Raw genomic sequence first — 25,128 nt, 5'->3', positions numbered from 1 at the left:
TGCTTATGGCGCTAGTGATCTGCGCTGAACTGCAGCGCCGCCAACCGCGCATACAGTGGATTGCTCGCAATCAACTCCTGGTGCGTGCCCACCGCCACCAGTTTGCCCTGATCCATCACCGCTATTCGATCGGCATTCTTGACGGTCGCCAGACGGTGAGCGATCACCAGCGTGGTTCTTCCTTGCATCAATTGCGGCAGCGCTTGCTGGATCAGGTGCTCACTCTGCGCGTCGAGGGCGCTGGTGGCTTCGTCCAGCAGCAGGATCGGCGCGTCGACCAACAAGGCGCGGGCGATGGCCAGGCGTTGGCGCTGGCCGCCAGAGAGGCCCATGCCACCGTCGCCGAGGTGGGTCTGGTAGCCGTCGGGCATCTGCAGGATGAAATCGTGGGCGTGGGCGATGCGCGCAGCGGCTTCGACCTGGGACATGGTGGCGGACGGGTTGCCGTAGCGAATGTTGTCCTCGACGCTGCCGAAAAACAGCGCCGGGCTCTGGGACACCAGTGCAAAGTGGCGACGCAGGTCCAGGGGGTCCAGCTCGGTCAGCGGGCGGCCTTCGAGCAGGATGCGCCCTTGCTGGGGATCGTAGAAGCGCAGCAGCAGGTCGAAGATTGTAGATTTACCCGCGCCTGATGGGCCTACCAGCGCCAGGGTTTCGCCGGGATTGATGGTCAGGTTCAAGCCATCAATGGCGTAACTGTCCGGCCGTGAGGGGTAGCAAAAGCGCAGATCTTGCAGCTCCATGCGGCCACTGACCCGCTGCGGCAAGCGTTCGCTGCCATCGGCCGGCGCCTGGATGTCGTTGCTCGACTGCAACAGCTCACCGATACGCTCGGCCGCACCGGCAGCGCGCTGCAACTCGCCGAGCACTTCGCTCAGAGTGCCAACCGCACTGCCGACTATCAGGCTATAGAACACAAACGCCGCCAGCTCACCGCCGGAAATGCGCCCGCTGATCACGTCCATGCCGCCTACCCATAGCATCACGCCCACGGCGCCGAGCACCAGCATGATCACCAGGGTTATCAGCCAGGAGCGTTGCAGGATGCGTTTACGTGCGGTGGTGAACGCGTCCTCCACGGTAACAGCGAAACGCTGTTCGTCCTGCACCTGGTGGTTGTAGGCCTGCACCGTTTTGATCTGGCCCAAGGTCTCGGCGACATAGCTGCCGACGTCGGCAATACGATCCTGGCTCAGACGCGACAGGCTGCGCACCCGGCGCCCGAAGATCAGGATCGGCGCCAGTACCAGCGGCAGCGCCACCACCACGATGCTGGTGAGCTTGGGGTTGGTGATGAACAGCAACACGATGCCGCCGATGACCATCAGGGCGTTGCGCAGGAACAGCGACAGCGATGAGCCGATCACCGATTGCAGCAACGTGGTATCGGTGGTCAGCCGCGACTGGATCTCCGAGCTGCGGTTGCTCTCATAGAAGCCTGGGTGCAGGTAGATCAGGTGATTGAACACTTGCCGGCGAATATCGGCCACCACGCGCTCGCCAATCCACGACACCAGGTAAAACCGCGTGAACGTACCCACAGCCAGGCCCAGTACCAGCACCATGAACAAGCCGATGGACTGGTTGAGCAAGTGCGGTGACTGGGTCATGAAACCCTGGTCGACCAGAAGGCGAATGCCCTGCCCCATGGACAAGGTGATGCCGGCGGTGACGATCAGCGCCAGCAAGGCGCCCAGGGCCTGCCAGCGGTAGGGCGCAATAAAGCGGCTGGCCAGGCGGATCGCACGGCGTTGACGGGTTGAGAGCATGGAAGGCACCACCAATGAGGAATCTGTACTTCAACATTGGGGGAACTTGCGCAAATAACAATGAGTCAGGTTAATTATGCCCGCCGATACAGGCCGCTAGAGGCTATCGGTCTAAGACTCATCTGGAAATATGTACCGGTTTCTGGTGGACTGGGTGTTCGAACCGATGAGCGTGCAAGGAGTTGTAACAGCGCGTTCATGCGGGGGATTTAAGATAGGTACACAACCTGATGAGGAGACAGGCCATGACCTTGCAAGATAGCAGCAACGCCAAGATTGAAGTGATCCGCCAGCAGCAGGTGTTGCCTTGCTCGTATATCGATGCCAAGGGCCACGAAGTGCAGATTACCGAAGAGATGATCCAGCAAGCCTGCAGCGAGCTGGAACAGCGACTGGTCAAACCTGCCCAGCAAGGCTGAAGTGCCCACGCTCTTTCAAACCCGGCCCAGGTGGCCGGGTTTTTTATGGGTGTTTACAGCGTTTCAGCGCCCAGAGCCGAAACGATAGCCGACAGCGCCGTCGACTCGCCCTTGATGCGCACTTTCAGGCCATCTATCTCACGGCGCTGCGGGTAGTGCTTGCGCAGCAAATCGAAGGACTGGCGCTGCTCCTGCACGGTCCCCACCAGGCTGCGACGAAAATCTGCATCATCACGGCGCGGGTCGTACACGCTGCGGCACAGGGCCGCCAGTGCCCAGGCCGGATCGGTTGAAGCGTTCAGGTGGACTTCGTCCAGCCACGGTGCCGGCAATAAATCACTGAGCTGAACAGTCGGCTCCTGGCCCAGGTGCGCGCAGAACGCCTGGTAGATCTGCGCGGTGCCGCGCTGCTTGCCATCGAGGCTGTAGCCGGCGATATGCGGCGTGGCCAGCACGCACAGGTCAGCCAGGTCGACGTCCACTTGCGGTTCGCCTTCCCACACATCCAGCACCGCTTGCAGGTCTTCGCGGGCCAGCAGCACCTCGCGCAGCGCGGCGTTGTCCACCACCGCGCCACGGCTGGCGTTGATCAGCCAGGTGCCGGGCTTGAGTTGCTCCAGGCGCTGGCGGTCGAATAAATGCCAGGTGGCGCCATTGCCGGACTTGATCAGCGGCGTGTGCAAGCTGATCACATCGCACTGCTCGATGATCTGTTGCAGGCTGACGAAGTCGCCGTCCTCGGCGAGCTGGCGCGGCGGGTCGCACACCAGCACGTTCCAACCCAGGCCCTTGAGGACCTTGACCAGTCGCCCGCCCACCTCACCGGCACCAACGACACCGTAGGTGCGCGAGCCCAACTCGACGCCTTCGATTTCGGCCAGGGTGTGCAAGCTGCCGAGTACGTAATCCACAACCCCCCGCGCATTGCAGCCAGGCGCGCTGGCCCACTGGATCGCTGCCCGCTTGAAAAAGTCCAGGTCCAGATGGTCGGTGCCGATGGTGCAGGTGCCGACAAAGCGTACGTTGCTGCCTTCGAGCAGGGCACGGTTGACGTTGGTCACCGAGCGCACCAGCAGCACGTCGGCCTGCTCGACGGTAGCGCGGTCGATGGACCGCCCAGGCACGCGGCGAATCTCGCCAAACCCCTGGAAAAAGTCATCAAGCAGCGGAATATTCTCGTCGGCAACAATCAGCATGGCAGGCTCCTTTGGCGGATCAGCAGTGTACAGGCATGGGATTCAACTAACACAACAGATCCCTGTGGGACTGCATTACAAATCAGCAACACAGGTTTTTTCCTGACCACTGCGTCAAAGCGTAGAATCCGCCGTCCTTGCGACTGCTTTTTTATTGGACACCTGTACGTGAACACTGCCACCGCTACCCTTTCCCGCCCCGCCCGCATCAGCCGGGAAGTGCGCGGCCTGCTGACGCTGGCCTTGCCGATCATGATCGGCCAATTGGCAACTACTGCGATGAGTTTTGTCGATGCGGTGATGGCCGGGCGTGTCAGCCCCCAGGACCTTGCGGCGGTCGGCCTGGGTAACTCGATCTGGATCCCGGTGTACCTGCTGATGACCGGCACCTTGCTGGCCACCACGCCGAAAGTGGCCGAGCGCTATGGCGCGGGCAAACTCACCGAGATCGGGCCGTTGGTGCGCCAATCGTTGTGGTTGGCCGTGGTGGTCGGCCTCTGCGGTGCGGTGCTGTTGCTGTGTGCCGAGCCCATCCTGCATGCGATGAAGGTCGAGCCAGACCTGATCGAGCCGTCCATGGGTTACCTGCATGGCATCGCCGCGGGGATGCCGGCAATTGCGCTGTATTACGTGCTGCGCTGCTTCAGTGATGGCCTGGGCCGTACGCGGCCGAGCATGGTCATGGGCCTGTGCGGTCTGGCGCTGAATATTCCGCTGAACTACATCTTCATCTACGGCCACTTCGGCGTACCGGCCATGGGCGGCGTGGGTTGCGGCTGGGCCACGGCCATTGCGATGTGGGTGATGATGCTCGGCCTGGCTGGCTGGACGCGCTGGGGCCCGATGTACCAGAGCAGCGAACTGTTCAAGCGCTTTGACTGGCCGAAATGGGCGGTGATCAAGCGCATCCTGGGCATCGGCCTGCCGATTGGCGTAGCGATCTTCGCCGAGTCGAGCATATTCGCGGTGATTGCCCTGTTGCTTGGCAGCCTGGGCGCCACCGTGGTTTCCGGCCATCAGATCGCGTTGAATGTCAGTTCTTTGGTATTCATGATCCCCTACTCCCTGAGCATGGCCGTGACCGTGCGCGTCGGCCAGGCCCTGGGGCGTGGCGAACCGCGTGAAGCGCGCTTCGCCGCCGGGGTCGGCATGGGCACTGCACTGGCCTATGCGTGCCTGTCGTGCAGCCTGATGCTGGTGTTTCGTGAGCAGATCGCGGCGATCTACACGCCCGACCCGGTGGTCATCCACCTGGCGTCGATGCTGATTGTGTTCTCGGCGCTGTTCCAGTTCTCCGACTCGATTCAGGTCACTGCCGCCGGTGCTTTGCGCGGCTACCAGGACACCCGGGTGACCATGGTGCTGACCTTGTTCGCCTATTGGGGCGTGGGGCTGCCGGTGGGTTATGCCCTAGGGCTGACCGACTGGCTCGGCGAACCCAGCGGCCCAAGCGGTTTATGGCAAGGGCTGATCGTGGGTTTGAGCTGTGCGGCGGGGATGTTGCTGGTGCGCCTGGCGCGCAGTGCACGCCGGCGCATTCGTGCCGAAAAGGCGCTGGCTTAATCGGCTTTCTTGCGGATCCAGTACAGGTAGGTGCCAGCATCTTCCTGTTGATCCACCAGTTCGTGGTCAAGAAACACGCAGAATTTGGGAATATCACGACGGGTCGACGGGTCGGTGGCGATCACCTTGAGCAAGCCGCCCGCCGGCAGGTCACGGATGTGCTGGTGCAGCATCATCACCGGCTCCGGGCAGTTGAGGCCGGTGGCGTCGAGGGTGCCGTCTACGGGTAAATCAACACTCATACTTCACTCCTGAAACAGGCCCGCTCTTATGTGGGAGTGGGCTTGCCCGCGATGACGTGGGCACATTCAACATAGATTTTGACTGTTATACCGCTTTCGCAGGCAAGCCAGCTCCCACAATTAATATCAGCGGCTTTTGGATTTCTTTACGTCCACCAGACGGCGCAGGTGACATGTCACTTCTTCGCGGTCGTGGTACAGCTGCTTGCAACCGATTTCCACCCGTATGCCACGCGCCTTGAAGCCCTCTTCGATGCGTTCGAGCAGGCGCTTCACTTCGGCGTAACGCTGCTTCATCGGCAACTTCAGGTTGACCACCGCCTCACGGCAATGCCCCTCGCCGATCCAGGTTTCCAGCAGCGCCGCGTTGCGCGCAGGCTTCTCAACGATATCGCAGACCATCCAGTCCACCGGCTGCTTGGGCACGAAGGTGAAGCCATCAGCCATCAAGTGCTGCACCAGGCCGGTGTCCATCAGGCTTTCGGCCATGGGGCCGTTGTCGATGGCGGTGACCAGCATGCCACGGTTGACCAGTTGCCAGGTCCAACCGCCCGGCGCTGCGCCGAGGTCGACGCCGGTCATATCACCGTGCAGGCGCTCGTCCCATTGGTCACGGGGGATAAAGTGATGCCAGGCCTCTTCCAGCTTCAAGGTCGAGCGGCTGGGCGCGTCACGCGGGAACTTGAGGCGCGGGATGCCCATCGGCCACATTGCCGAGTTGTTCGACTCGGCCAGCCCCATGAACACTTCGCGGCCGCTCTTGAAGGTCAGCAACAGGCGCTGCTTGCTCGGGTCGTCCACCAGCTTGCCGGCGCCCAGCAGGGCTTTGCGCAGGTGCACTTCGAATTTTTTGCAAAAGTTGGAGAGTTCCTTGCCGTCATTGGTGTCGACCATTTCCAACCACAGGCTGCCGCACACCGGGAAGTCGCGCAGGTGGGTAAGGATCACGCTGATGCGGTCGGTTTCCGGCAGGTCGATAAACACCCCGCGTGCCCACTGCCTTGGGAAGATCAGCTCGGCGAAGCGCTGGCCGTGCATCAAGCGCTGGGCGCCGTCTTCTTCCGTGCAGACAAATTCGGCGCAGGCGCTGCCGGTCTTGGCCTTGGCGTAGCCGGACACGTTCAGGCGCGCGGCGTGTTCCGCGATCTCGGAACAGACTTCGCCTTCAAAACCCGGGCGGCAGTGCATAAAAAGGGTGTTCATCTACTCTCCTGGTGAATCAACTGACCTTGCGCTATCGCAATGCCTGTCATGAAAACGCGCGCATGATAGCCGAGTTCGGAACCTTGGGCTCGGCGATAGAGTCCAGTTATTAGCCTGCTAATGAAAACAGCGCTAACGTGTTAGCTCTGTTCGTCCCGCCAGGTCCGTGGCCGTGCGGACCATAAGGAGTCATGTAATGTCATCCCTTGATAGCCTGAGAACCCTTAAGACACTGCAAATAGACAGCAAGACCTACCACTACTTCAGCCTGCCCGAAGCCGCCAAGAGCCTGGGTGATCTGGACAAGCTGCCGATGTCGCTCAAGGTACTGCTGGAAAACCTGCTGCGCTGGGAAGATGCCAAGACCGTTACCGGCACCGACCTCAAAGCCATCGCCGCCTGGCTCAAAGAGCGCCAGTCGGACCGCGAGATTCAGTATCGCCCCGCCCGCGTGCTGATGCAGGACTTTACCGGGGTGCCCGCGGTGGTCGACCTGGCCGCCATGCGCGCCGCCGTGGCCAAGGCCGGCGGTGACCCGCAGCGCATCAACCCGCTGTCGCCGGTGGACCTGGTGATCGACCACTCGGTGATGGTCGACAAGTTCGGTACCACCAGCGCCTTTGAGCAGAACGTTGACATCGAAATGCAGCGCAACGGCGAACGCTACGCCTTCCTGCGCTGGGGCCAGAGCGCCTTTGACAACTTCAGCGTCGTGCCACCTGGCACCGGCATCTGTCACCAGGTGAACCTGGAATACCTGGGCCGCACCGTGTGGACCAAGGACGAAGACGGCCGCACGTACGCCTTCCCCGACACCCTGGTCGGCACCGACTCCCATACCACCATGATCAACGGCCTCGGCGTACTCGGCTGGGGCGTGGGTGGGATCGAAGCCGAAGCGGCCATGCTCGGCCAGCCGGTGTCGATGCTGATTCCGGAGGTCATCGGCTTCAAGCTCACCGGCAAGCTCAAGGAAGGCATCACCGCCACCGACCTGGTGCTCACCGTTACACAAATGCTGCGCAAGAAAGGCGTAGTGGGCAAGTTCGTCGAGTTCTACGGCGACGGCCTGGCCGACCTGCCCCTGGCCGACCGCGCCACCATCGCCAACATGGCGCCGGAGTACGGCGCTACCTGTGGCTTTTTCCCAGTGGATGAGGTGACGCTGGACTACCTGCGCCTGTCCGGCCGCCCGGCTGAGACGGTCAAACTGGTGGAGGCCTACACCAAGGCCCAGGGCCTGTGGCGCAACGCCGGTCAGGAACCGGTGTTCACCGACACCCTGGCCCTGGACATGGGCAGCGTCGAAGCCAGCCTCGCCGGGCCCAAGCGCCCCCAAGACCGGGTATCCCTGCCGAATGTCGGCCAAGCGTTCAGCGACTTCCTCGACCTGCAATTCAAGCCCACCAGCAAGGAAGAAGGCCGCCTGGAAAGTGAAGGCGGTGGCGGCGTGGCCGTGGGCAACGCCGATCTGGTCGGCGAGGCCGATTATGAATACGAAGGCAACACCTATCGCCTGAAAAACGGCGCGGTGGTGATCGCCGCCATCACCTCCTGCACCAACACCTCCAACCCCAGCGTAATGATGGCGGCCGGGTTGGTGGCGAAAAAGGCCGTGGAAAAGGGCCTGACCCGCAAACCTTGGGTCAAGACCTCGCTGGCCCCAGGCTCCAAGGTGGTCACCGATTATTACAAAGCCGCGGGCCTCACCCAGTACCTCGACAAGCTCGGTTTTGACCTGGTGGGCTACGGCTGCACCACCTGTATCGGTAACTCCGGGCCGTTGCCCGAGCCTATCGAAAAAGCCATCCAGAAGGCCGACCTCGCCGTGGCCTCGGTGCTGTCCGGTAACCGCAACTTCGAAGGCCGCGTGCACCCGCTGGTGAAAACCAACTGGCTGGCTTCGCCGCCCCTGGTAGTCGCCTATGCGTTGGCCGGCACCGTGCGCATCGACATCAGCAGCGAACCGCTGGGTAACGATCAGAGCGGAAACCCGGTGTACCTGAAGGACATATGGCCCAGCAGCCAGGAAATCGCCGAGGCGGTGGCCCAGGTCAGCACCAGCATGTTCCACAAGGAATACGCCGAGGTGTTCGCCGGTGACGAGCAATGGCAGGCGATTGAAGTGCCGCAGGCAGCGACCTACGTGTGGCAAAAGGACTCCACCTACATCCAGCACCCACCGTTCTTCGATGACATTGCCGGCCCGCTGCCGGTGATCAAGGACGTCAAGGGCGCCAACATCCTGGCCCTGCTCGGTGATTCAGTGACCACCGACCACATCTCCCCTGCCGGCAATATCAAGACCGACAGCCCGGCCGGACGCTACCTGCGCGAGCAAGGGGTGGAACCGCGTGACTTCAACTCCTACGGCTCGCGCCGGGGCAACCATGAAGTGATGATGCGCGGCACCTTTGCCAACATCCGTATCCGCAATGAAATGCTGGGCGGCGAGGAAGGCGGCAATACGCTGTATATCCCCACCGGCGAGAAGATGGCGATCTACGATGCGTCGATGAAGTACCAGGCCTCAGGCACGCCGCTGGTGGTGATTGCCGGCCAGGAATACGGCACCGGTTCCAGCCGCGACTGGGCGGCCAAGGGTACCAACCTGCTGGGGGTCAAGGCGGTGATCGCCGAGAGTTTCGAGCGTATCCACCGCTCCAACCTGGTGGGCATGGGCGTATTGCCGTTACAGTTCAAGCTGGACCAGAACCGCAAGACGCTCAAGCTCACCGGCAAGGAGAAGATCGACATCCTCGGGCTGACCGATGCCGAGGTCGAACCGCGCATGAACCTGACGTTGGTGATCACTCGGGAAGATGGCAGCAGCGAGAAGGTTGAGGTGCTGTGCCGGATTGATACCTTGAATGAAGTGGAGTACTTCAAAGCGGGTGGGATCTTGCACTACGTATTGCGGCAGTTGATCGCGTCATAAGCAACACTGCAAACCAATGTGGGAGGGGGCTTGCTCCCGATGGCGGTATGTCAGGTTAAATATCTATACCTGATCCACCGCTATCGGGAGCAAGCCCCCTCCCACATTTGGCTGCATTTCAAGTCAAGAAATCACAATCAGCCGAACAACCACTTCCACAACAGCACCAACACCACCACCGCCAGCACCGGCCGCGCAATGCGGTACGCCTTGGGATGCTTGCGCTTCCACTGCTTGACCTGGCCACTGAACTTGTCGCTGAAGGTCTTGCTCCAGGCATAGGCCTGGTTGATGCCGCCCACGCGTTCGTCGTCAAGGTTCTGCGGCGCAGTAGCACGGCCCAGTTGCTTGCTGACCCAGCGGTTGATGCGGGTCATCACACGGTTGCTCAACGGCCGTTCGATGTCGCAGAACAGGATCACGCGGGTCTGCTCGGTTTCGTTCTTCACCCAGTGCACGTAGGTTTCGTCGAACATCACGTCTTCACCGTCGCGCCAGGCGTAGACCTGGCCGTCGACGAAGATGCGGCAGTCGTCAGAGTTCGGCGTGGACAGCCCCAGGTGATAACGCAACGAACCGGCGAAGGGGTCACGGTGCGGGTTCAGGTGGCTGCCGCCTGGCAACAGCGCGAACATGGCGCCCTTGACGTTGGGGATGCTGCTGACCAGGGCCACGGTTTTGGGGCACAGGGCCTCGGCCGATGGCAGGGGTTTGTCGTACCACTTGAGGTAGAAGCGCTTCCAGCCTTTCTTGAAGAACGAACCGAAACCGGCGTCGTTGTTCTTTTCGGCGGCGCGGATGTAGCCCTCGTCGAACAGGTGCATGGCCTCTTCGCGAATCACTTCCCAGTTGTCCTTGAGCACGTCCAGTTCCGGGAACTTGCTGCGGTCCAGGTACGGCTTGGACGGCACCGCGGAAAACAGGTACATCAAGGCGTTATACGGGGCGAACAGCGCCGAATGGTTGACGAACTGGCGCAGCATCGGCAAACGGGCCTTGCCACGCAGGTGCACATACAGCGTGCTGCCGATAAACAGCAGCAACACCGACAGTTTGGCGGCCAAAGAAAAGGTCATGCAGCAACTCCTGGAAATAAGCGCCTGGCCGGCAAACTTGCGTCAACGGGAAACCAGACGTAACAGCCGGCCATGATAAACACTTGAGCCATTATGCAGAAGGCCCACGCCGACCGGATGACTTACATCAACCTTGTGGGACCGCTTTGAAGATCAGGCCTGGTTTTCCTGGTCGGTAAACACATCGCTGAACAACATGCTCGACAGGTAGCGCTCGCCGGAGTCCGGCAAAATCACCACGATGGTCTTGCCTTGCATTTCCGGCTTCTCGGCCAGGCGTACTGCCACAGCCATGGCGGCACCGCAGGAGATACCGCACAAGATACCCTCTTCCTGCATCAGCCGCAGGGCCATGGCCTTGGACTCTTCGTCGGTCGCCAACTCCACGCGGTCGACCATCGACAGATCAAGGTTTTTTGGCACAAACCCGGCGCCGATACCCTGGATCTTGTGGGGACTGGGCTTGATTTCTTCCCCCGCCAAGGCCTGGGTGATCACCGGGGAAACCATGGGTTCCACGGCCACCGACAGGATCGGCTTGCCCGCAGTGTTCTTGATATAGCGTGACACCCCGGTGATGGTGCCGCCGGTCCCCACGCCCGCCACCAGCACATCCACGGCGCCGTCGGTGTCGTTCCAGATTTCCGGGCCGGTGGTTTTCTCGTGGATCGCAGGGTTGGCCGGGTTTTCGAACTGGGCCGGCATAAAGTAGGTGCTCGGGTCGCCGGCGAGGATTTCACCGGCCTTTTCGATGGCGCCCTTCATGCCCTTGGCCGGCTCGGTCAGCACCAGCTCGGCGCCCAGGGCCTTGAGCACTTTGCGGCGCTCAAGGCTCATGGACGCCGGCATGGTCAGCAGCAATTTATAGCCACGGGCCGCCGCGACAAACGCCAGGCCGATACCGGTATTGCCGGAAGTCGGCTCGACAATGGTCATGCCTGGCTTGAGCTTGCCGCTGCTTTCGGCATCCCAGATCATGCTTGCGCCAATGCGGCACTTCACTGAATAACTCGGGTTACGCCCTTCGATCTTGGCCAGAATCGTCACGCCACGCGGTGCGATGCGGTTGATCTGAACCAGGGGCGTGTTACCGATGGAATGCGCGTTGTCTGCAAAGATACGGCTCATGAGGGATCCTGTTGGCGACTTTGAAGAAGGTCCCAAGGGTATGCCTCGTTCTCCAGGGCGTCCAGACGGGGGAACGTTGCGTTCATCAGAACAGTCAATCTCCTACAAGCAAGGAGAACTGCCCCATGAAACGTCGTTACAGTTGGCCGTTAGGGACAATCGCCGCTCTGGTGCTGGTCCTGATTGCCTTGAATATCGCGCTGCCCTACCTGGTGCGCAATTACCTGAACGAGAAACTCGCCAACATGGGCGATTACCGCGGCGAAATCGCCGATGTGGACCTGGCCCTGTGGCGCGGCGCCTACCGGATCAACGGCTTGCAAATCGTCAAGGTGGACGGCAAGGTCCCGGTGCCGTTCGTGAAGGCGCCGCTGATCGAGTTCGCCGTGAGCTGGCATTCACTCTGGTACGACCACGCCGTCGTGGCCGAGGGGCATTTTGTGCGTCCGCAGATCAACTTCGTCGATGGCGGTGCCAACAAGCAGGCGTCCCAGACGGGTAAAGGCACCGACTGGCAGGAACAACTGCGCAAGTTGCTGCCGATCACCCTCAATGAAGTGCGCATCGAAGACGGCGAGATTGCCTTCCATAACTTCAGCTCCAAGCCCCGGGTCAATATCAACGCCACTGGGGTCAACGCCAGCTTCTACAACCTGACCAATGTGGTGGATGTCAAAGGCAAGCGCGACGCCCGCTTCGAAGGCAAGGCACTGCTGCAAGGCCAGGCGCCGCTGGAGGCCAATGCCACCTTTGATCCGCTGAGCGATTTCGAAGAATTCGAGTTCCGCTTCCGCGCCCGCGACCTGCAACTCAAGCGCATGAACGACTTTGCATCGGCCTATGGCAAGTTCGACTTCAAGGCCGGCACGGGCGACGTGGTGATCGAAGCCCAGGCTGAAAATGGCCGACTCACCGGCTACATCAAGCCGCTGCTGCGTGACGTAGAGGTGTTTGACTGGCAACAAGATGTTGAAAACAAGGACAAGAATATCTTCCGCTCAATCTGGGAGGCCGTGGTCGGAGCCAGCGAGACGGTGCTGAAAAACCAGCGCAAAAACCAGTTCGCCACCCGTGTGGAGCTCAGCGGTAGCGTGCACCAGCAGAATGTCAGTGCGTTTTCTGCGGTGATCGCAATTCTGCGCAATGGGTTTATCCAGGCGTTCAATGCCCGGTATGAACAACCCAAGCCATCGGCGGATTGAGCCTGACCCGCCATTCAGAGACTGAATGCCCCGTCTGCGTTCACAGTCGCCGGGGCTGCGGGGTATAGTCGGGGCATTGATGAATCCGAGGAATGACCGATGAAGTTCGAAGGCACCCAGGCCTATGTGGCTACCGATGACCTGAAACTGGCCGTCAACGCCGCCATCACCCTGGAGCGGCCATTGCTGGTCAAGGGCGAACCGGGCACTGGCAAGACCATGCTTGCCGAGCAACTGGCCGAATCCTTCGGTGCCAAGTTGATCACCTGGCACATCAAGTCCACCACCAAGGCGCATCAGGGCCTCTACGAGTACGACGCAGTGAGCCGCCTGCGCGACTCGCAGCTGGGCGTGGACAAGGTCCACGATGTGCGCAATTACCTGAAAAAGGGCAAGCTCTGGGAAGCCTTCGAGTCCGAGGAGCGGGTGATCCTGCTGATCGACGAAATCGACAAGGCCGACATCGAGTTCCCCAACGACCTGTTGCAGGAACTCGACAAAATGGAGTTCTACGTCTACGAAATCGACGAGACCATCAAGGCCAGGAAGCGCCCGATCATCATCATTACCTCCAACAACGAAAAAGAGCTGCCGGATGCATTCCTGCGCCGCTGCTTCTTCCACTACATCGCCTTCCCCGACCGCACCACCCTGCAAAAAATCGTGGATGTGCACTACCCGGACATCAAGAAAGACCTAGTCAGCGAAGCGCTGGACGTGTTCTTCGATGTGCGTAAGGTTCCGGGCCTGAAGAAGAAGCCTTCCACGTCCGAACTGGTCGACTGGCTCAAGCTGCTGATGGCCGACAATATTGGCGAAGCGGTACTGCGCGAGCGTGACCCGACCAAGGCCATCCCACCGCTGGCCGGCGCTTTGGTGAAAAACGAGCAGGATGTGCAATTGCTGGAACGGCTGGCGTTCATGAGCCGCCGCGGTAATCGCTGATGCTGCTCAACCTGTTCAATGAAATGCGTGCGGCCAAGGTGCCGGTGTCGGTGCGCGAGCTGCTGGACCTGATCAACGCGCTGAAACAGCGCGTGACCTTCGCTGACATGGACGAGTTCTACTACTTGGCCCGAGCGATACTGGTCAAGGACGAGCGGCATTTCGACAAGTTCGACCGTGCCTTCGGTGCCTATTTCAATGGCCTGGAAAAACTCGATGACCATTTGCAGGCGCTGATCCCCGAAGAGTGGCTGCGCAAGGAATTCGAACGTTCCCTGAGCGATGAAGAACGCGCGCAGATCCAGTCCCTCGGCGGCCTCGACAAGCTGATCGAGGAATTCAAGAAGCGCCTGGAAGAACAGAAAGAACGCCATGCCGGCGGCAACAAATGGATCGGCACCGGCGGCACCAGCCCGTTCGGTTCCGGTGGCTACAACCCCGAAGGCATTCGTGTCGGTGACGCCGGCAAGCGCCAGGGCAAGGCGGTGAAAGTCTGGGATCAGCGCGAGTACAAAAACCTCGACGATCAGGTGGAACTGGGCACGCGCAACATCAAGATCGCCCTGCGCCGCCTGCGCAAGTTTGCACGTCAGGGTGCGGCCGAAGAGCTGGATATCGACGGCACCATCGACCACACCGCACGCGATGCCGGGCTGCTGAATATCCAGATGCGCCCCGAGCGGCGCAACACCATCAAGCTGTTGTTGCTGTTCGACATTGGTGGTTCGATGGATGCCCACGTGAAAATCTGCGAAGAGCTGTTCTCGGCGTGCAAGACCGAGTTCAAGCACCTGGAGTACTTCTACTTCCATAACTTTGTGTACGAGTCAGTGTGGAAGAACAACCAGCGTCGCACTTCGGAGCGCACGTCCACCCAGGACCTGCTGCACAAGTACGGCGCCGACTACAAAGTGATCTTCATCGGCGATGCGGCCATGGCGCCCTATGAAATCACCCAGGCCGGCGGCAGCGTCGAGCACTGGAACGAGGAGCCGGGGTATGTGTGGATGCAGCGCTTCATGGCCAAGTACAAGAAGCTGATCTGGATTAACCCCTACCCGAAAGATACCTGGGGCTATACGGCCTCGACGGGGATTGTGCGGGAGTTGGTGGAGGACCAGATGTACCCGCTGACGCTGCGCGGGCTGGAAGAAGGTATGCGTTTTCTCTCGAAATAGGCGGTGTTTTGACCGGCCTCATCGCAGGCAAGCCAGCTCCCACATGTTGACTGCATTTCAAGGTTGGAATGCATTCCTCTGTGGGAGCTGGCTTGCCTGCGATGCTTTTAGCGATCGGCAAACCGCTGCAAAAACTTGGTGTGCTGCCGATGCGCCGCCTCCTGCACCGCCGGTGCCAACCGCACCTTCTCCCCCGGCAAACACTGCGCCAGCCGCGCCAAGGATAGAGGCGTCAACGCGCCCAACCGCGGATAACCGCCGATAGTCTGCCGGTCATTGAGCAACACAATCGGCTGCCCATCCGGGGGCACCTGGATCGCGCCCAACGGAATCCCTTCGGAAATCAACGACGGCCCCTGGTACTGCAACGGCGTGCCGAGCAAGCGCATACCCATGCGGTCGGCGCGGCTGTCCAGCGCCCATTCGGTGTTGAAGGCGTCGAATAAACTCTGCCCGCTGAACTGGCCGATCTGCGCACCGATAATCACGTCCAGTGAGGCACCGGATTGCAACTCCGGCTTGGCCAGCACCTTCATTGCACCGCCCGTTCCGGAATACGCCAAGTGCCCGCCTTCAGCCAATGCCTTGCCGAAACCGTCCACCCCGCCCAACGCTTCGCGCACGACCGTGGCACAACTGCCAAGTACAGCCGGGGCATCGAACCCACCGGGCGCCGCCAGATAAGCGCGTGCCCCATTGAACGGCTGGGTGAAGCGCAGTCGCTGGCCCTTTTGCAGGATAAAACTGCGACCGGGGCTTATGGCGCGCTCATCGATATAGGCGCCCAGGTCTGCACCGGCCAGTGCCAGCAGGCAATAATCCTCGGCCTGCACGGTGAAACCACCCAGGGTGATCTCCACCACCGGCGCATCCAGGGCATTGCCCAAGAGCCAGTTAGCCCAGGACATCGACACCCAGTCCAGTGCGCCGCCCTGGGTTACACCCAGGTGGCGCACGCCAAAACGCCCGGCGTCCTGCAACAGGCACAGCGGCGTGCTGGCCTCGATCATCAAGCGGCTCATGCCAGCGCCTCCAACGGCGTGTCATCGCCACCCAGGTTGACGAATTCGGTGTGGCTGACCGGGGCGAAGCGCACCGTGTCGCCGGGCTGCATCAGGCTGTAGCCGTCGCGCTCACGGTCGAAGAGTTTGGCCGGGGTGCGGCCGATCAGGTTCCAGCCGCCCGGGGACACCACCGGGTACGCAGCAGTTTGCCGTTCGGCAATGCCGACGCTGCCAGCGGCCACGCGTTTGCGCGGCGTGTTGAGGCGCGGTGTGGCGAGGCTTTCATCCACCAGGCCCATAAAGGCAAAACCCGGCGCGAAACCAAGGGCGAACACCTGGTATTCATGGGCGCTGTGGCGGCGGATCACGTCCTCTACCGTCAGCCCGCCGCGCTGGGACAACAGGGTCAACTCCGGGCCGACACTCAGGTCATACCACACCGGCAGCACATGGCACTGGCCGCTGCCCTGGGCCTGGGGTTGCAGGTCCGTGAGCGCAAGGTCGATCAGCTCCCGAGCCTGTGTCGGGGTCAGCTCCCTGAGGTCGTAATGCACCATCAAGGTGGTGTAGGACGGCACCAGATCCACCAGCGCCGTGCCGAACTCTGCGCGCAAACGCTGCGTGGCAGCGAGCATCCACTGCATGTTGGCCTCGGCAATCACCTCAAACAGACGCACCATCAGGCAGTCGATGGCCACCACTTCAATGCGTGGCTTCATGCTGTATGCAACGCTTGGCGGATACGCTGCACCGCGGCCACCGAGCTGGTGTTGTCGCCATGCACGCACAAGGTATCGGCCTGCAAGGCCAACGGGCTGCCGTCGCTGGCGACCAATGCCGCGCCACGGGAAATGGTCAGGGCCTGCTGCACGATAGTGTCGCTGTCGTGGTGCACCGCGCCGGGCAACTGGCGGGAAACCAGATGGCCCTTGTTGTCGTAGGCGCGATCGGCAAAGGCTTCGAACCACAGGGTCACACCGTATTCGTCACCCACAGCTTGGGCGGCGCTGTTGTCACGGGTAGCCAGCAGCATCAGCGGCAGGTCGCCGTAGGCGGCCACGGCCTGGATCACCGCACGCAACTGCGCGGGGTTGGCCATCATGTCGTTGTACATCGCACCGTGGGGTTTCACGTAGCTGACGCGTCCGCCCTGGACCCGGCAGATGCCGTCCAGCGCACCGATCTGGTAATGCAACAGATCCTGGATTTCCTGCGGCGTGTAGTTCATTGAGCGTCGGCCAAAGCCTTGCAGGTCTTGATAGGCCGGGTGAGCGCCCACTTGCACGCCATGCTTGAACGCCAGGCTGACGGTCTTGCGCATGATGCTCGGGTCGCCAGCATGGAAACCGCAGGCCACGTTGGCGCAATCAATGAACGGCATGACTTCGGCGTCCAGACCCATGGTCCAGTTGCCAAAGCTTTCGCCAATGTCGCAGTTCAGTAGCAGGCGGCTCACGGTGGTCGCTCCTGTAGGTTTTGTTTTTTTGTAGTGTGGGATTTATTACACAGAACTCGCAACTTGTCCTGGCACCCCAACGACGCTTATCGTGGAACGGCTCGATTTTTGGCGCTTGCCCGGTGCGACGTCCAACTAATAAAAACCGATCCATGCATAAGAAAAAGTTGATCCCATGAATTTGAAGTTCCTCGAAACCTTCGTCTGGGTGGCCAAGCTCAAGAGCTTTCGCCTGACTGCCGAGAAGCTGTTCACCACCCAGGCCTCTATTTCCAGCCGCATCGCCGTGCTCGAAAGCGAGCTGGGGGTGAAGCTGTTCCTGCGTGACTCCCGGGGCGTGAGCCTGACCCCGGAAGGCTTGAAGGTGCTCGATTATGCCGAGCAAATGATGGTGACCATGCAGGGTTTGAAACAGTCCCTGGAGACCACCAGCAGCAAGGTCGGACGCATTCGGATCGGCGCGATGGACACGGTGATCCACACCTGGCTCAGCCCGCTGGTGGCAGAACTGATGAAGCTGTTCCCGCTGGTGGAAATCGAGCTGGTCGCCGATACCGCGCTGAACCTCAGCGATCAGTTGCAAAAAGGTTTTCTCGACCTGATCCTGCAAACTGACCTGCTGCGCCTGGAAACCGTGCGCAGCCTGGAACTGGCCAGCCATCCCATGGCCTGGATCGTCGCCAGCCACTCGATTTACAACCGTGACTACGCCTCCCTCGCCGAACTGGCTCAGGAGCGCATCATCACCTACTCGAAAAACTCCCACCCGCATCAGGACGTGCTGAGTCTGATGCAGGCCAACGGCGTGGCCGCGCCCAGAATGAACTGTGTGAACTCGGTGTCGGCGATTACGCGATTATTGCGTGACGGCTTCGGCATCGGTGCCCTGCCGCCGGTGCTGGTCAGTGAAGAGCTGGCGCGGGGGGAATTAGTGATGCTGCCGATGGCACAGCGCCTGCCGAACTTGCAGGTGGTGGTGTCATGGCGTGTGGGGGTGGAGTTGGTGGAGGAGATTGTGGGGTTGTGCCAGAAGGTGGTGGCAAGGTATGCCGAGGAAGTCGGTGCAGAACGCATGCAACTGCATAAACCCGATTAAAACTGTGGGAGCTGGCTTGCCTGCGATAGCGGTGGGCCAACGTGCACATCTGTGACTGGACCACCGCTATCGCAGGCAAGCCAGCTCCCACATTGGACCGAGGCGGCCCTGACTTATAGGCCCTTCAAGTCCCGCTCTTCGATCGGCCGGCTCTGGCGCAAGCGCCGGCCACCCAGCACTACCCAGTCGATCAGGCGATACAGGCACTCGATGCCGAACGACAACAGCATCGCCCCGCCCAGGCCCCAGCCCATGGCTTCGGGCGTCAGCAGAATCTGGTAGCTGTAGCCATTCCAGGTTTCCAGGCGGATATCCGGGTCGGCGGCTACGGCCACTTGCAGGGCGCGGATGTACCACGGGCCTTGCATGGCCTGGAATTGCTTGTCCAACTCAAGCTGGCGATCAAGCATCGCGCCCAGGCTGCTGGCGTCGCTCTGGAACACCGGGTCATCGCTGGCGCGGTAATGCGCCACCAGCGCTTGCATGTCCCCGTTGAAGAACTGCTGCGCGGTGGACTCAAAGCCGCGCAAGCCAGTCTGCGCCTCGATCAGGTGGGCTTCGACGCGCTTGGCGTAATCGTTGATAAACCCCGGCACTTGCACGCCGACCAACAAGCCAATGGCAAACAGCACCAACCGCAGATAGCTGAGCAACATGGTCGATTCCTTATTCGGTAACGCCCTGGCTGACGCATTCACCGCGTCGCCACAGGCTCCATTGGCCCGGTTCGTAGCGGGTCCAGTTTTCGTTGTCGGTCAAAGGTTCAGTGGCGATGACGGTTACCACGTCATTGGGCGTCGTTTCGGCCTGAAAGTCGACGATCACGTCGACATCTTTCAAGCGCGCCGGGCCAAACGGCGCGCGCCGGGTAATCTGCGCCAGTTTGGTCGAGCAGTAGCAAAACAACCAGTCGCCGTCGCTGAGCAAGCAGTTGAACACGCCCTTGCTGCGGTATTCGGCGCAGGCGGCGATCAGGTCCGGCAGCACGTGCTCGATGTGCACAGGTTCAGGGAAGGCTTCGCGCACGCGGTTGAGCAGGTCACAGAAGGCCGCTTCGCTGTCGGTATCGCCGACCGGGCGGTAGAACGTGGCGCGCGGGTGGAAGTCGGCCAACTGGCCGTTATGGGCAAAACACCAGTTGCGGCCCCACAGCTCACGCACGAACGGATGGGTATTGGCCAGGCTGACCTTGCCCACATTGGCCTGGCGGATATGGCCGATCACCACTTCGCTCTTGATCGGATAGCGCTGCACCAACAGCGCCACTTCAGACTCACTGCTCGCGGCCGGGTCCTGGAACAGGCGCAGGCCACGGCCTTCATAGAAGGCGATGCCCCAACCGTCGCGGTGCGGGCCGGTACGCCCACCGCGCTGCATCAGCCCGGTAAAGCTGAACACGATATCGGTGGGGACGTTGGCACTCATGCCCAATAATTCACACATGCCAGGGCTCTCGCTGCAGGGGCAGTCTACGTTTAAAGGCGCGGCTCGACCCGCATACCACCAGCAGGCGCCGGGCGACGGAACGGTTCGTCGTCTTCCGGCTCGGCGGCCAAGGCGGCATCTGCAGCAGCCTTGCGCTCACGGCGAGCGCTGGCCGCGCGTTCGATGGGCCAGCGGATCAGCACAAACACGATGTACAGGGCAAACACGATCATCGTGTACATGAACAGATCGGAGATCGCCCGCCAGGCGTTGTTGCCGACCTTGAGCACCAGGTCCAGGGCGGTAATGGCCACGGCCGGCGCAAACTGGGTCTTGACCGGGTCGACGATGGTCGGGCTCAGTAACAGCACCGCCATCAGCAATTGCAGCGGCTCGCGCAGCCAGCGCCAGACCCAGCGGGTCATGCGCCACCACACTAACAGGCAGCCCAAAGCGGCGAAGGCGTAGAGGCCCCAAGCGGTCAGATAGTCGTTCTCGGTCATGGTGTCCATGGCAAGGCTGGCAAAGAGGCGGCTATGATAACGGCTTTTGCGTGTCGCGGCTGCAATGCCGGCCACCGTCCGCCAGATAGGGAATTATCCATGCCTATTTCCACCGCTCCGATTGCCCGCAAGGCCCCAGGCGCAGACCCCTACGCCTGGCTGCAGGAGCGCGACACCCCTGAAGTGCTCGATTACCTCAAGGCGGAAAACGCCTGGCAGGAAGCCCAACTCGCCGACCAGCAGGCTTTGCGCGAAACGCTGTTCGAAGAGATCAAGGGCCGCATCCTCGAAACCGATCTGTCCCTGCCCTCCCCCTGGGGCCCGTACCTGTACTACACCCGCACCACCGCCGGTGACGAATACGCACGCCACTATCGCTGCCGCCGCCCGGCCGATGACAGCAACCAGGTGGACGAGAGCAGCGAAGAACTGCTGCTGGACCCGAACGTCTTGGCCAATGGCGGCTTTTTCTCCCTCGGCGCGTTCAGCATCAGTCCCGACCATCAGCGCCTGGCCTACAGCCTCGACACCAGCGGTGAAGAGATCTACACCCTGTACGTGAAGGAATTGGCCACCGACAAGGTCAGCGAACTGGCGTTCGACAACTGCGACGGCAGCATGACCTGGGCCAATGACAGCCTGACGCTGTTCTTCGGCGAACTCGACGACACCCATCGCCCGCACAAGCTGTATCGCTACCGTCTGGACGGTACGGCGGCGCAGGAAGTGTTCCACGAGCCCGATGGCCGTTTCTTCCTGCATTGCTACCGTTCCAGCTCCGAGCGCCAACTGCTGCTGGCTCTGGGCAGCAAGACCACCAGTGAGATCTGGGCACTGGATGCCGATCAGCCGCACCTGGCCTTCACCTGCCTGGCGCCGCGGGTCGAGGACCATGAATACGATGTCGACCACGGCAAGCGTAACGGCGAGTGGGCCTGGTTTATTCGCAGCAACCGCGACGGCATCAACTACGCGCTCTACCTCGCCGCCGATACCGGTACGCCGCCTACCGAGGCCGACTGGCAGAACCTGATCCCTCACAGCGACGAAGTCATGCTCGACGGCGTGAGCCTGAACGCCAGCGCCATGACATTGAGCCTGCGCATCGGCGGCCTGCCGGTCATCGAGGTGCACCCCGAGGGTGTACCGGCTTATCGCGTGGAATTACCCGACGCCGCCTACAGCCTCTACGTACAAAACAGCCTGGAATTTCCAAGCGACAACATCCGCCTACGCTATGAGGCCCTGAACCGTCCCGCCCAGGTGCGTCAGCTAGAGCTGGCAAGCGGCGCGCAGGTGGTGCTCAAGGAAACCCCGGTACTCGGCACATTCAACGCCGACGACTACGTCAGCCAGCGCCTGTGGGCCACCTCTGCCGACGGCACCCAAGTGCCCATCAGCCTGGTGGTCAAGCGTGATCAACTGGGTAAACCCACCCCGCTGTATCTGTACGGCTACGGTGCCTACGGCTCAAGCCTGGACCCATGGTTCTCCCACGCACGCCTGAGCTTGCTGGACCGAGGGGTCGCGTTTGCCATCGCCCATGTGCGCGGCGGCGGTGAGCTGGGTGAAGCCTGGTACCGCAACGGCAAGCAGGAACACAAACAGAATACCTTCAGCGATTTTATCGCCTGCGCCGAACACCTGATCACCGAGGGGCTGACCACTTCCAGGCAACTGGCGATCAGCGGCGGAAGTGCCGGCGGCCTGTTGATTGGCGCGGTGCTCAACCAGCGCCCGGAACTGTTCCAGGCGGCGATTGCCGAAGTGCCGTTTGTCGATGTGCTCAACACCATGCTCGATCCGGAGCTACCGCTGACCATCACCGAGTACGACGAATGGGGCAACCCCGAGGAACCCGAAGTGTATGCGCGCATCAAGGCTTACGCGCCATACGAAAACGTCAGCGCCCAGGCGTACCCGGCCATGCTGGTGATTGCCGGCTACAACGACAGCCGCGTGCAGTATTGGGAGGCCGCCAAGTGGGTGGCCAAGCTGCGCGATACCGCCACTTCAGACAACCTGTTACTGCTCAAGACCGAGCTGGGCGCCGGCCATGGCGGCATGAGCGGGCGCTACCAGGGATTGCGTGACGTAGCGCTCGAATATGCGTTTGTGTTCAAGGCGCTCGGGCTGATCTAAGCACTTGATGGAGCGGTCCTGTCTGAACGCAGGACCGCCTTGACTGTTTTAACCGCCGGGCGTCTTCGGCTTGCTGTCGTTCTGCTGCAAGCCGGGGACAGTCTGGTCCTTGGGCGGCGTGGGCAACACGATGGGCACCAACGGTGGCGTACCGTTCGTCTTGGGCGTGGCGGGCGGGCTGACTTGAGGGTACAACGTCGGGGTCGGCGTGCCCGGCGCGCCTGGGGTTGGTGCGGGCGCGACCGGTACGGTTTGCAACTCCTGAGCCTGCGCCGCAGCGGATATGAGCGCGCTCAATACAATGACCGTTAGAATGCTGCACTTCATCGATGGCTCCATGGCCTGACCGGAATGCCTTAAGGCTACTCCCAACTGCGCAAGAATGCCCTTCCCAATGAGATTTCCATGAAACGTTTCGTTCTGCTGGACACTACTCCGATCCCCGACAACGGCGGCGCCTTGTGCCTGTTCGAGTATGGCGAGGATTTCGTCATCAAGATCCAGGGCGGTGACGGCGGCCAGTTGATGAACACGCGCATGCACGGTTCCGAAGACGCCCTGGCGGAGATTCCCTGCCGCAAGGTCGCCGGTCGCCCGAACTCACGCGTGCTGATCGGCGGCTTGGGCATGGGCTTTACCTTGGCCGCAGCACTCAAGCATTTGGGCAAGACTGCCGAAGTGGTGGTGGCCGAACTGGTGCCGGGCGTCGTGGAATGGAACCGTGGGCCACTGGGAGAAAAATCCGGGTGCCCCTTGCAGGACCCGCGCACGGTGATTCGTCTGGAAGATGTGGCCAAGGTGCTACAGGCCGAGCCCCAGGGCTTCGACGCGATCATGCTTGACGTCGACAACGGTCCCGAGGGGCTTACGCAAAAGGCCAACAGCTGGCTGTATTCCGCCGGTGGCCTGGCCGCCTGCGCCAAAGCCCTGCGGCCCAAGGGCGTGCTCGCCGTGTGGTCGGCCAGTGCCGATAAGCTGTTCAGCGACAAACTGCGCAAGGCCGGCTTCAAGGCTGAAGAGGTTCAGGTGTTCGCCCATGGCAATAAAGGCACGCGGCATACCATCTGGATTGCAGAAAAGCTCAAGGGCTGAATCACCATCGGTCAAATGTGGGAGGGGGCTTGCTCCCGATAGTGGTGTGTCAGCTTGCCTATCCTTAACAGACACACTGCTATCGGGAGCAAGCCCCCTCCCACATTTGGTACTGCTTCAGTCTCTGGATTTGCGGTAATCGATCACGTACGGCACTTTCTTGTCGAAGGTCTTTTCCAACTCCTTTTGATCCAGCTGGGTCATACCACCCAACTGCCCGGCAGTGAAACCGCTGTCGCCGACCATTGCCCCCGGCGCCAGGCTGACCATGCGCTTGGCGACAGCCTCGATGGCACCCTTGTAGCCGCCCTTCTTGTTCAGGTTGTACTGGCCCAGATCAATCTGCGTGCGCAGCCAGTTGCCCCAGTAGAACTCGAGAAATTCCGGCGCAATCGCACCCTCGTTTGGCTTGCCGTACGCGGCCTTGCGGGTGAAATACACCAGGCTGCGGAACGTGTCGTCCTGCAGGTTCTTGAAGCCCAGGTGCGCCGGCAGTTGCTCCGCTGGTAACGCCTGGCCCCGGTTGTCCTTGAGCCAGACCTTGCGGGCCGCTTCCATCCGCTGCCAGAACGTGGCGAGGTTGGGGCTGGCACTGAAGTCGTCGGTGACCTTGACCCACATTTTCAAGCGCGGGCCAGCGCCGGGTGTTTCCCACAAGGTAGTGAAACTGTGATGACCATCGGTCAGGTAAAGCTGGCCGCCGGGGCCCACCACCACGGTTTTCATATCCTGCGGGTAGGTGCCGACCGGGTGCTTGCAGGTAAAGCTGTCGGGCCTTAGCAGCTCGGCGTTTTTCGGCACCTGGTCAGCCTCGCCCTGGCCGTTGGTTTCGCAGTATTCATCGAAAGCCTTGGCCGGCTTGTCGGCGAACAGCCCGAGGCTGTAGTAGATCTGGTCGAAACCCACCACGGCCTGGGTGGGGTGCAATTGCTCCAGGGCCACCTCGATCACCTGCCCGGGCTGCGGCGTAGAGAACGCCTGGGCCTGAGCGGTAACCACACAGAGCACAAGCCCGATAGTCCATGAATACAGACGCATAAATTTCAAATCCTTATCAGTCAGTGAAGCAATCCCTAGGGGTGATTTTCAGCGTAAGCGGCTAGAATCAACCTTATCCGTGACCCACCAAATAGCCAGGAGCCATGATGAGCTCGACCAACCCGCCCTCCCACACCGCCAAGCTGGACCGCATCCTCGCCGATGCCCAGCGCGACCGCGAAATGGGCTACCGCGACAAAGCCTTGAAGATGTACCCCCACGTGTGCGGCCGCTGCGCCCGTGAATTCGCCGGCAAGCGTTTGAGTGAACTGACCGTACACCACCGCAACCATAATCATGATGACAATCCCCAGGACGGCTCCAACTGGGAATTGCTGTGCCTGTACTGCCACGACAACGAACACTCGCGCTACACCGACCAGCAGTATTTCGGCGAAGGCTCCACCAGCAGCCCGAGCATTGCCAAGGCGACGCACAACCCGTTTGCGGCGCTGGCGGGGTTGATGAAGAAAGACGACTGAAGATCGTCCTTGTCTGTACTGGCCTCATCGC

General features: G+C 61.2%; 24 protein-coding genes. 10 read left to right on the top strand and 14 right to left on the bottom strand.

Translation table 11 applies throughout. The features are described from left to right. Window positions 1–11 precede the first annotated feature (11 nt). Window positions 12–1,778: an ABC transporter transmembrane domain-containing protein gene (locus tag E3O56_RS10435; protein ID WP_248128225.1), complete on the bottom strand. Its 1,767-nt coding sequence runs from the start codon at window positions 1,776–1,778 to the stop codon at window positions 12–14. A 236-nt stretch (window positions 1,779–2,014) separates the two neighbouring features. On the opposite strand from E3O56_RS10435, the gene E3O56_RS10430 reads away from it, so the two are divergent. Then, window positions 2,015–2,188 (top strand): PA1571 family protein, encoded by a 174-nt coding sequence (locus tag E3O56_RS10430; RefSeq protein WP_005786139.1) that lies wholly within the window; start codon window positions 2,015–2,017, stop codon window positions 2,186–2,188. A 53-nt stretch (window positions 2,189–2,241) separates the two neighbouring features. Here E3O56_RS10430 and pdxB read toward each other — a convergent pair whose 3' ends face one another. Continuing rightward, window positions 2,242–3,384, bottom strand: coding sequence for a 4-phosphoerythronate dehydrogenase PdxB (gene pdxB, locus E3O56_RS10425; RefSeq protein ID WP_248128180.1), 1,143 nt, complete (start codon window positions 3,382–3,384; stop codon window positions 2,242–2,244). Window positions 3,385–3,552: 168 nt separating this feature from the next. Here pdxB and E3O56_RS10420 point away from each other — a divergent pair, with 168 nt between their 5' ends. Continuing rightward, a complete protein-coding gene (locus E3O56_RS10420; protein ID WP_248128179.1) occupies window positions 3,553–4,947 on the top strand; it encodes an MATE family efflux transporter in 1,395 nt (464 codons plus the stop codon). On the opposite strand, the gene tusA is transcribed toward E3O56_RS10420, so the two are convergent. After that, window positions 4,944–5,189 carry a sulfurtransferase TusA gene (gene tusA, locus E3O56_RS10415; RefSeq protein ID WP_032877224.1) on the bottom strand — a complete coding sequence of 82 codons (246 nt, stop codon included), beginning with the start codon at window positions 5,187–5,189 and terminating at the stop codon, window positions 4,944–4,946. The genes E3O56_RS10420 and tusA overlap by 4 nt on opposite strands. Before the next feature lie 126 nt (window positions 5,190–5,315). Beyond that, window positions 5,316–6,392 (bottom strand): 23S rRNA (cytidine(2498)-2'-O)-methyltransferase RlmM, encoded by a 1,077-nt coding sequence (gene rlmM / locus E3O56_RS10410; RefSeq protein WP_248128178.1) that lies wholly within the window; start codon window positions 6,390–6,392, stop codon window positions 5,316–5,318. 196 nt (window positions 6,393–6,588) lie between these two features. Between rlmM and acnA the strand changes: the two genes are divergently transcribed. Then, window positions 6,589–9,330, top strand: coding sequence for an aconitate hydratase AcnA (acnA, locus tag E3O56_RS10405; RefSeq protein WP_248128177.1), 2,742 nt, complete (start codon window positions 6,589–6,591; stop codon window positions 9,328–9,330). 137 nt (window positions 9,331–9,467) lie between these two features. Here acnA and E3O56_RS10400 read toward each other — a convergent pair whose 3' ends face one another. Both E3O56_RS10400 and cysK read right to left on the bottom strand, forming a co-directional pair. Next, window positions 9,468–10,406: an aspartyl/asparaginyl beta-hydroxylase domain-containing protein gene (locus E3O56_RS10400; RefSeq protein WP_005786126.1), complete on the bottom strand. Its 939-nt coding sequence runs from the start codon at window positions 10,404–10,406 to the stop codon at window positions 9,468–9,470. A 153-nt stretch (window positions 10,407–10,559) separates the two neighbouring features. Beyond that, window positions 10,560–11,534 (bottom strand): cysteine synthase A, encoded by a 975-nt coding sequence (gene cysK / locus E3O56_RS10395; RefSeq protein WP_078820617.1) that lies wholly within the window; start codon window positions 11,532–11,534, stop codon window positions 10,560–10,562. A 125-nt stretch (window positions 11,535–11,659) separates the two neighbouring features. Between cysK and E3O56_RS10390 the strand changes: the two genes are divergently transcribed. The 3 genes from E3O56_RS10390 (at window position 11,660) to E3O56_RS10380 (ending at window position 14,859) form a co-directional block, all read left to right on the top strand. Beyond that, window positions 11,660–12,736 (top strand): DUF748 domain-containing protein, encoded by a 1,077-nt coding sequence (locus E3O56_RS10390; protein WP_043046513.1) that lies wholly within the window; start codon window positions 11,660–11,662, stop codon window positions 12,734–12,736. Window positions 12,737–12,835: 99 nt separating this feature from the next. Continuing rightward, on the top strand, window positions 12,836–13,681 hold the full coding sequence (locus tag E3O56_RS10385) for a MoxR family ATPase (RefSeq protein ID WP_025858471.1): 846 nt from the start codon (window positions 12,836–12,838) through the stop codon (window positions 13,679–13,681). Further along, window positions 13,681–14,859 (top strand): VWA domain-containing protein, encoded by a 1,179-nt coding sequence (locus E3O56_RS10380; protein WP_003189625.1) that lies wholly within the window; start codon window positions 13,681–13,683, stop codon window positions 14,857–14,859. The genes E3O56_RS10385 and E3O56_RS10380 overlap by 1 nt, the downstream gene beginning before the upstream one ends. 107 nt (window positions 14,860–14,966) lie before the next feature. Here E3O56_RS10380 and E3O56_RS10375 read toward each other — a convergent pair whose 3' ends face one another. From E3O56_RS10375 to E3O56_RS10365, 3 genes are read right to left on the bottom strand one after another with little or no spacing between them, the layout of a single operon-like run. Then, on the bottom strand, window positions 14,967–15,881 hold the full coding sequence (locus E3O56_RS10375; RefSeq protein ID WP_078820615.1) for a biotin-dependent carboxyltransferase family protein: 915 nt from the start codon (window positions 15,879–15,881) through the stop codon (window positions 14,967–14,969). Further along, window positions 15,878–16,582 (bottom strand): 5-oxoprolinase subunit PxpB, encoded by a 705-nt coding sequence (gene pxpB / locus E3O56_RS10370; protein WP_248128176.1) that lies wholly within the window; start codon window positions 16,580–16,582, stop codon window positions 15,878–15,880. The genes E3O56_RS10375 and pxpB overlap by 4 nt, the downstream gene beginning before the upstream one ends. Continuing rightward, window positions 16,579–17,319 (bottom strand): 5-oxoprolinase subunit PxpA, encoded by a 741-nt coding sequence (locus E3O56_RS10365; RefSeq protein WP_248128175.1) that lies wholly within the window; start codon window positions 17,317–17,319, stop codon window positions 16,579–16,581. The genes pxpB and E3O56_RS10365 overlap by 4 nt, the downstream gene beginning before the upstream one ends. Before the next feature lie 175 nt (window positions 17,320–17,494). Here E3O56_RS10365 and E3O56_RS10360 point away from each other — a divergent pair, with 175 nt between their 5' ends. Beyond that, a complete protein-coding gene (locus E3O56_RS10360) occupies window positions 17,495–18,415 on the top strand; it encodes a LysR family transcriptional regulator (RefSeq protein WP_005786115.1) in 921 nt (306 codons plus the stop codon). Window positions 18,416–18,528: 113 nt separating this feature from the next. Here the strand turns inward: E3O56_RS10360 and E3O56_RS10355 are convergent, their stop codons facing one another. The 3 genes from E3O56_RS10355 to E3O56_RS10345 are packed head-to-tail and all read right to left on the bottom strand — an operon-like array spanning window position 18,529 to window position 20,418. Then, window positions 18,529–19,071 (bottom strand): DUF2937 family protein, encoded by a 543-nt coding sequence (locus E3O56_RS10355; RefSeq protein WP_005786113.1) that lies wholly within the window; start codon window positions 19,069–19,071, stop codon window positions 18,529–18,531. Window positions 19,072–19,081: 10 nt separating this feature from the next. Continuing rightward, on the bottom strand, window positions 19,082–19,858 hold the full coding sequence (locus E3O56_RS10350) for a class II glutamine amidotransferase (protein WP_248128174.1): 777 nt from the start codon (window positions 19,856–19,858) through the stop codon (window positions 19,082–19,084). Between the two features lie 32 nt (window positions 19,859–19,890). Continuing rightward, entirely contained in the window at window positions 19,891–20,418 is a 528-nt protein-coding gene (locus E3O56_RS10345) for an MFS transporter (protein ID WP_032877234.1), read from the bottom strand. Window positions 20,419–20,442: 24 nt separating this feature from the next. Between E3O56_RS10345 and E3O56_RS10340 the strand changes: the two genes are divergently transcribed. Next, a complete protein-coding gene (locus tag E3O56_RS10340) occupies window positions 20,443–22,485 on the top strand; it encodes a S9 family peptidase (protein WP_248128173.1) in 2,043 nt (680 codons plus the stop codon). A 48-nt stretch (window positions 22,486–22,533) separates the two neighbouring features. Here E3O56_RS10340 and E3O56_RS10335 read toward each other — a convergent pair whose 3' ends face one another. Then, window positions 22,534–22,812 carry a hypothetical protein gene (locus E3O56_RS10335; protein WP_005786107.1) on the bottom strand — a complete coding sequence of 93 codons (279 nt, stop codon included), beginning with the start codon at window positions 22,810–22,812 and terminating at the stop codon, window positions 22,534–22,536. A 78-nt stretch (window positions 22,813–22,890) separates the two neighbouring features. Here E3O56_RS10335 and E3O56_RS10330 point away from each other — a divergent pair, with 78 nt between their 5' ends. After that, window positions 22,891–23,577 carry a hypothetical protein gene (locus tag E3O56_RS10330; protein ID WP_032877236.1) on the top strand — a complete coding sequence of 229 codons (687 nt, stop codon included), beginning with the start codon at window positions 22,891–22,893 and terminating at the stop codon, window positions 23,575–23,577. Window positions 23,578–23,694: 117 nt separating this feature from the next. Here the strand turns inward: E3O56_RS10330 and E3O56_RS10325 are convergent, their stop codons facing one another. Continuing rightward, window positions 23,695–24,615 carry a ParB/Srx family N-terminal domain-containing protein gene (locus E3O56_RS10325; protein ID WP_248128172.1) on the bottom strand — a complete coding sequence of 307 codons (921 nt, stop codon included), beginning with the start codon at window positions 24,613–24,615 and terminating at the stop codon, window positions 23,695–23,697. Window positions 24,616–24,722: 107 nt separating this feature from the next. On the opposite strand from E3O56_RS10325, the gene E3O56_RS10320 reads away from it, so the two are divergent. Continuing rightward, the gene (locus tag E3O56_RS10320; RefSeq protein WP_005786102.1) at window positions 24,723–25,097 is read left to right on the top strand and encodes a YajD family HNH nuclease; all 375 of its coding nucleotides are present in this window, start codon (window positions 24,723–24,725) and stop codon (window positions 25,095–25,097) included. Window positions 25,098–25,128: the final 31 nt, after the last annotated feature.

Source organism: Pseudomonas sp. W2Aug9 (genome assembly GCF_023127755.1).
GTDB lineage: Bacteria > Pseudomonadota > Gammaproteobacteria > Pseudomonadales > Pseudomonadaceae > Aquipseudomonas > Aquipseudomonas synxantha_A.
This window is presented reverse-complemented; position numbering and strand designations above follow the sequence as displayed.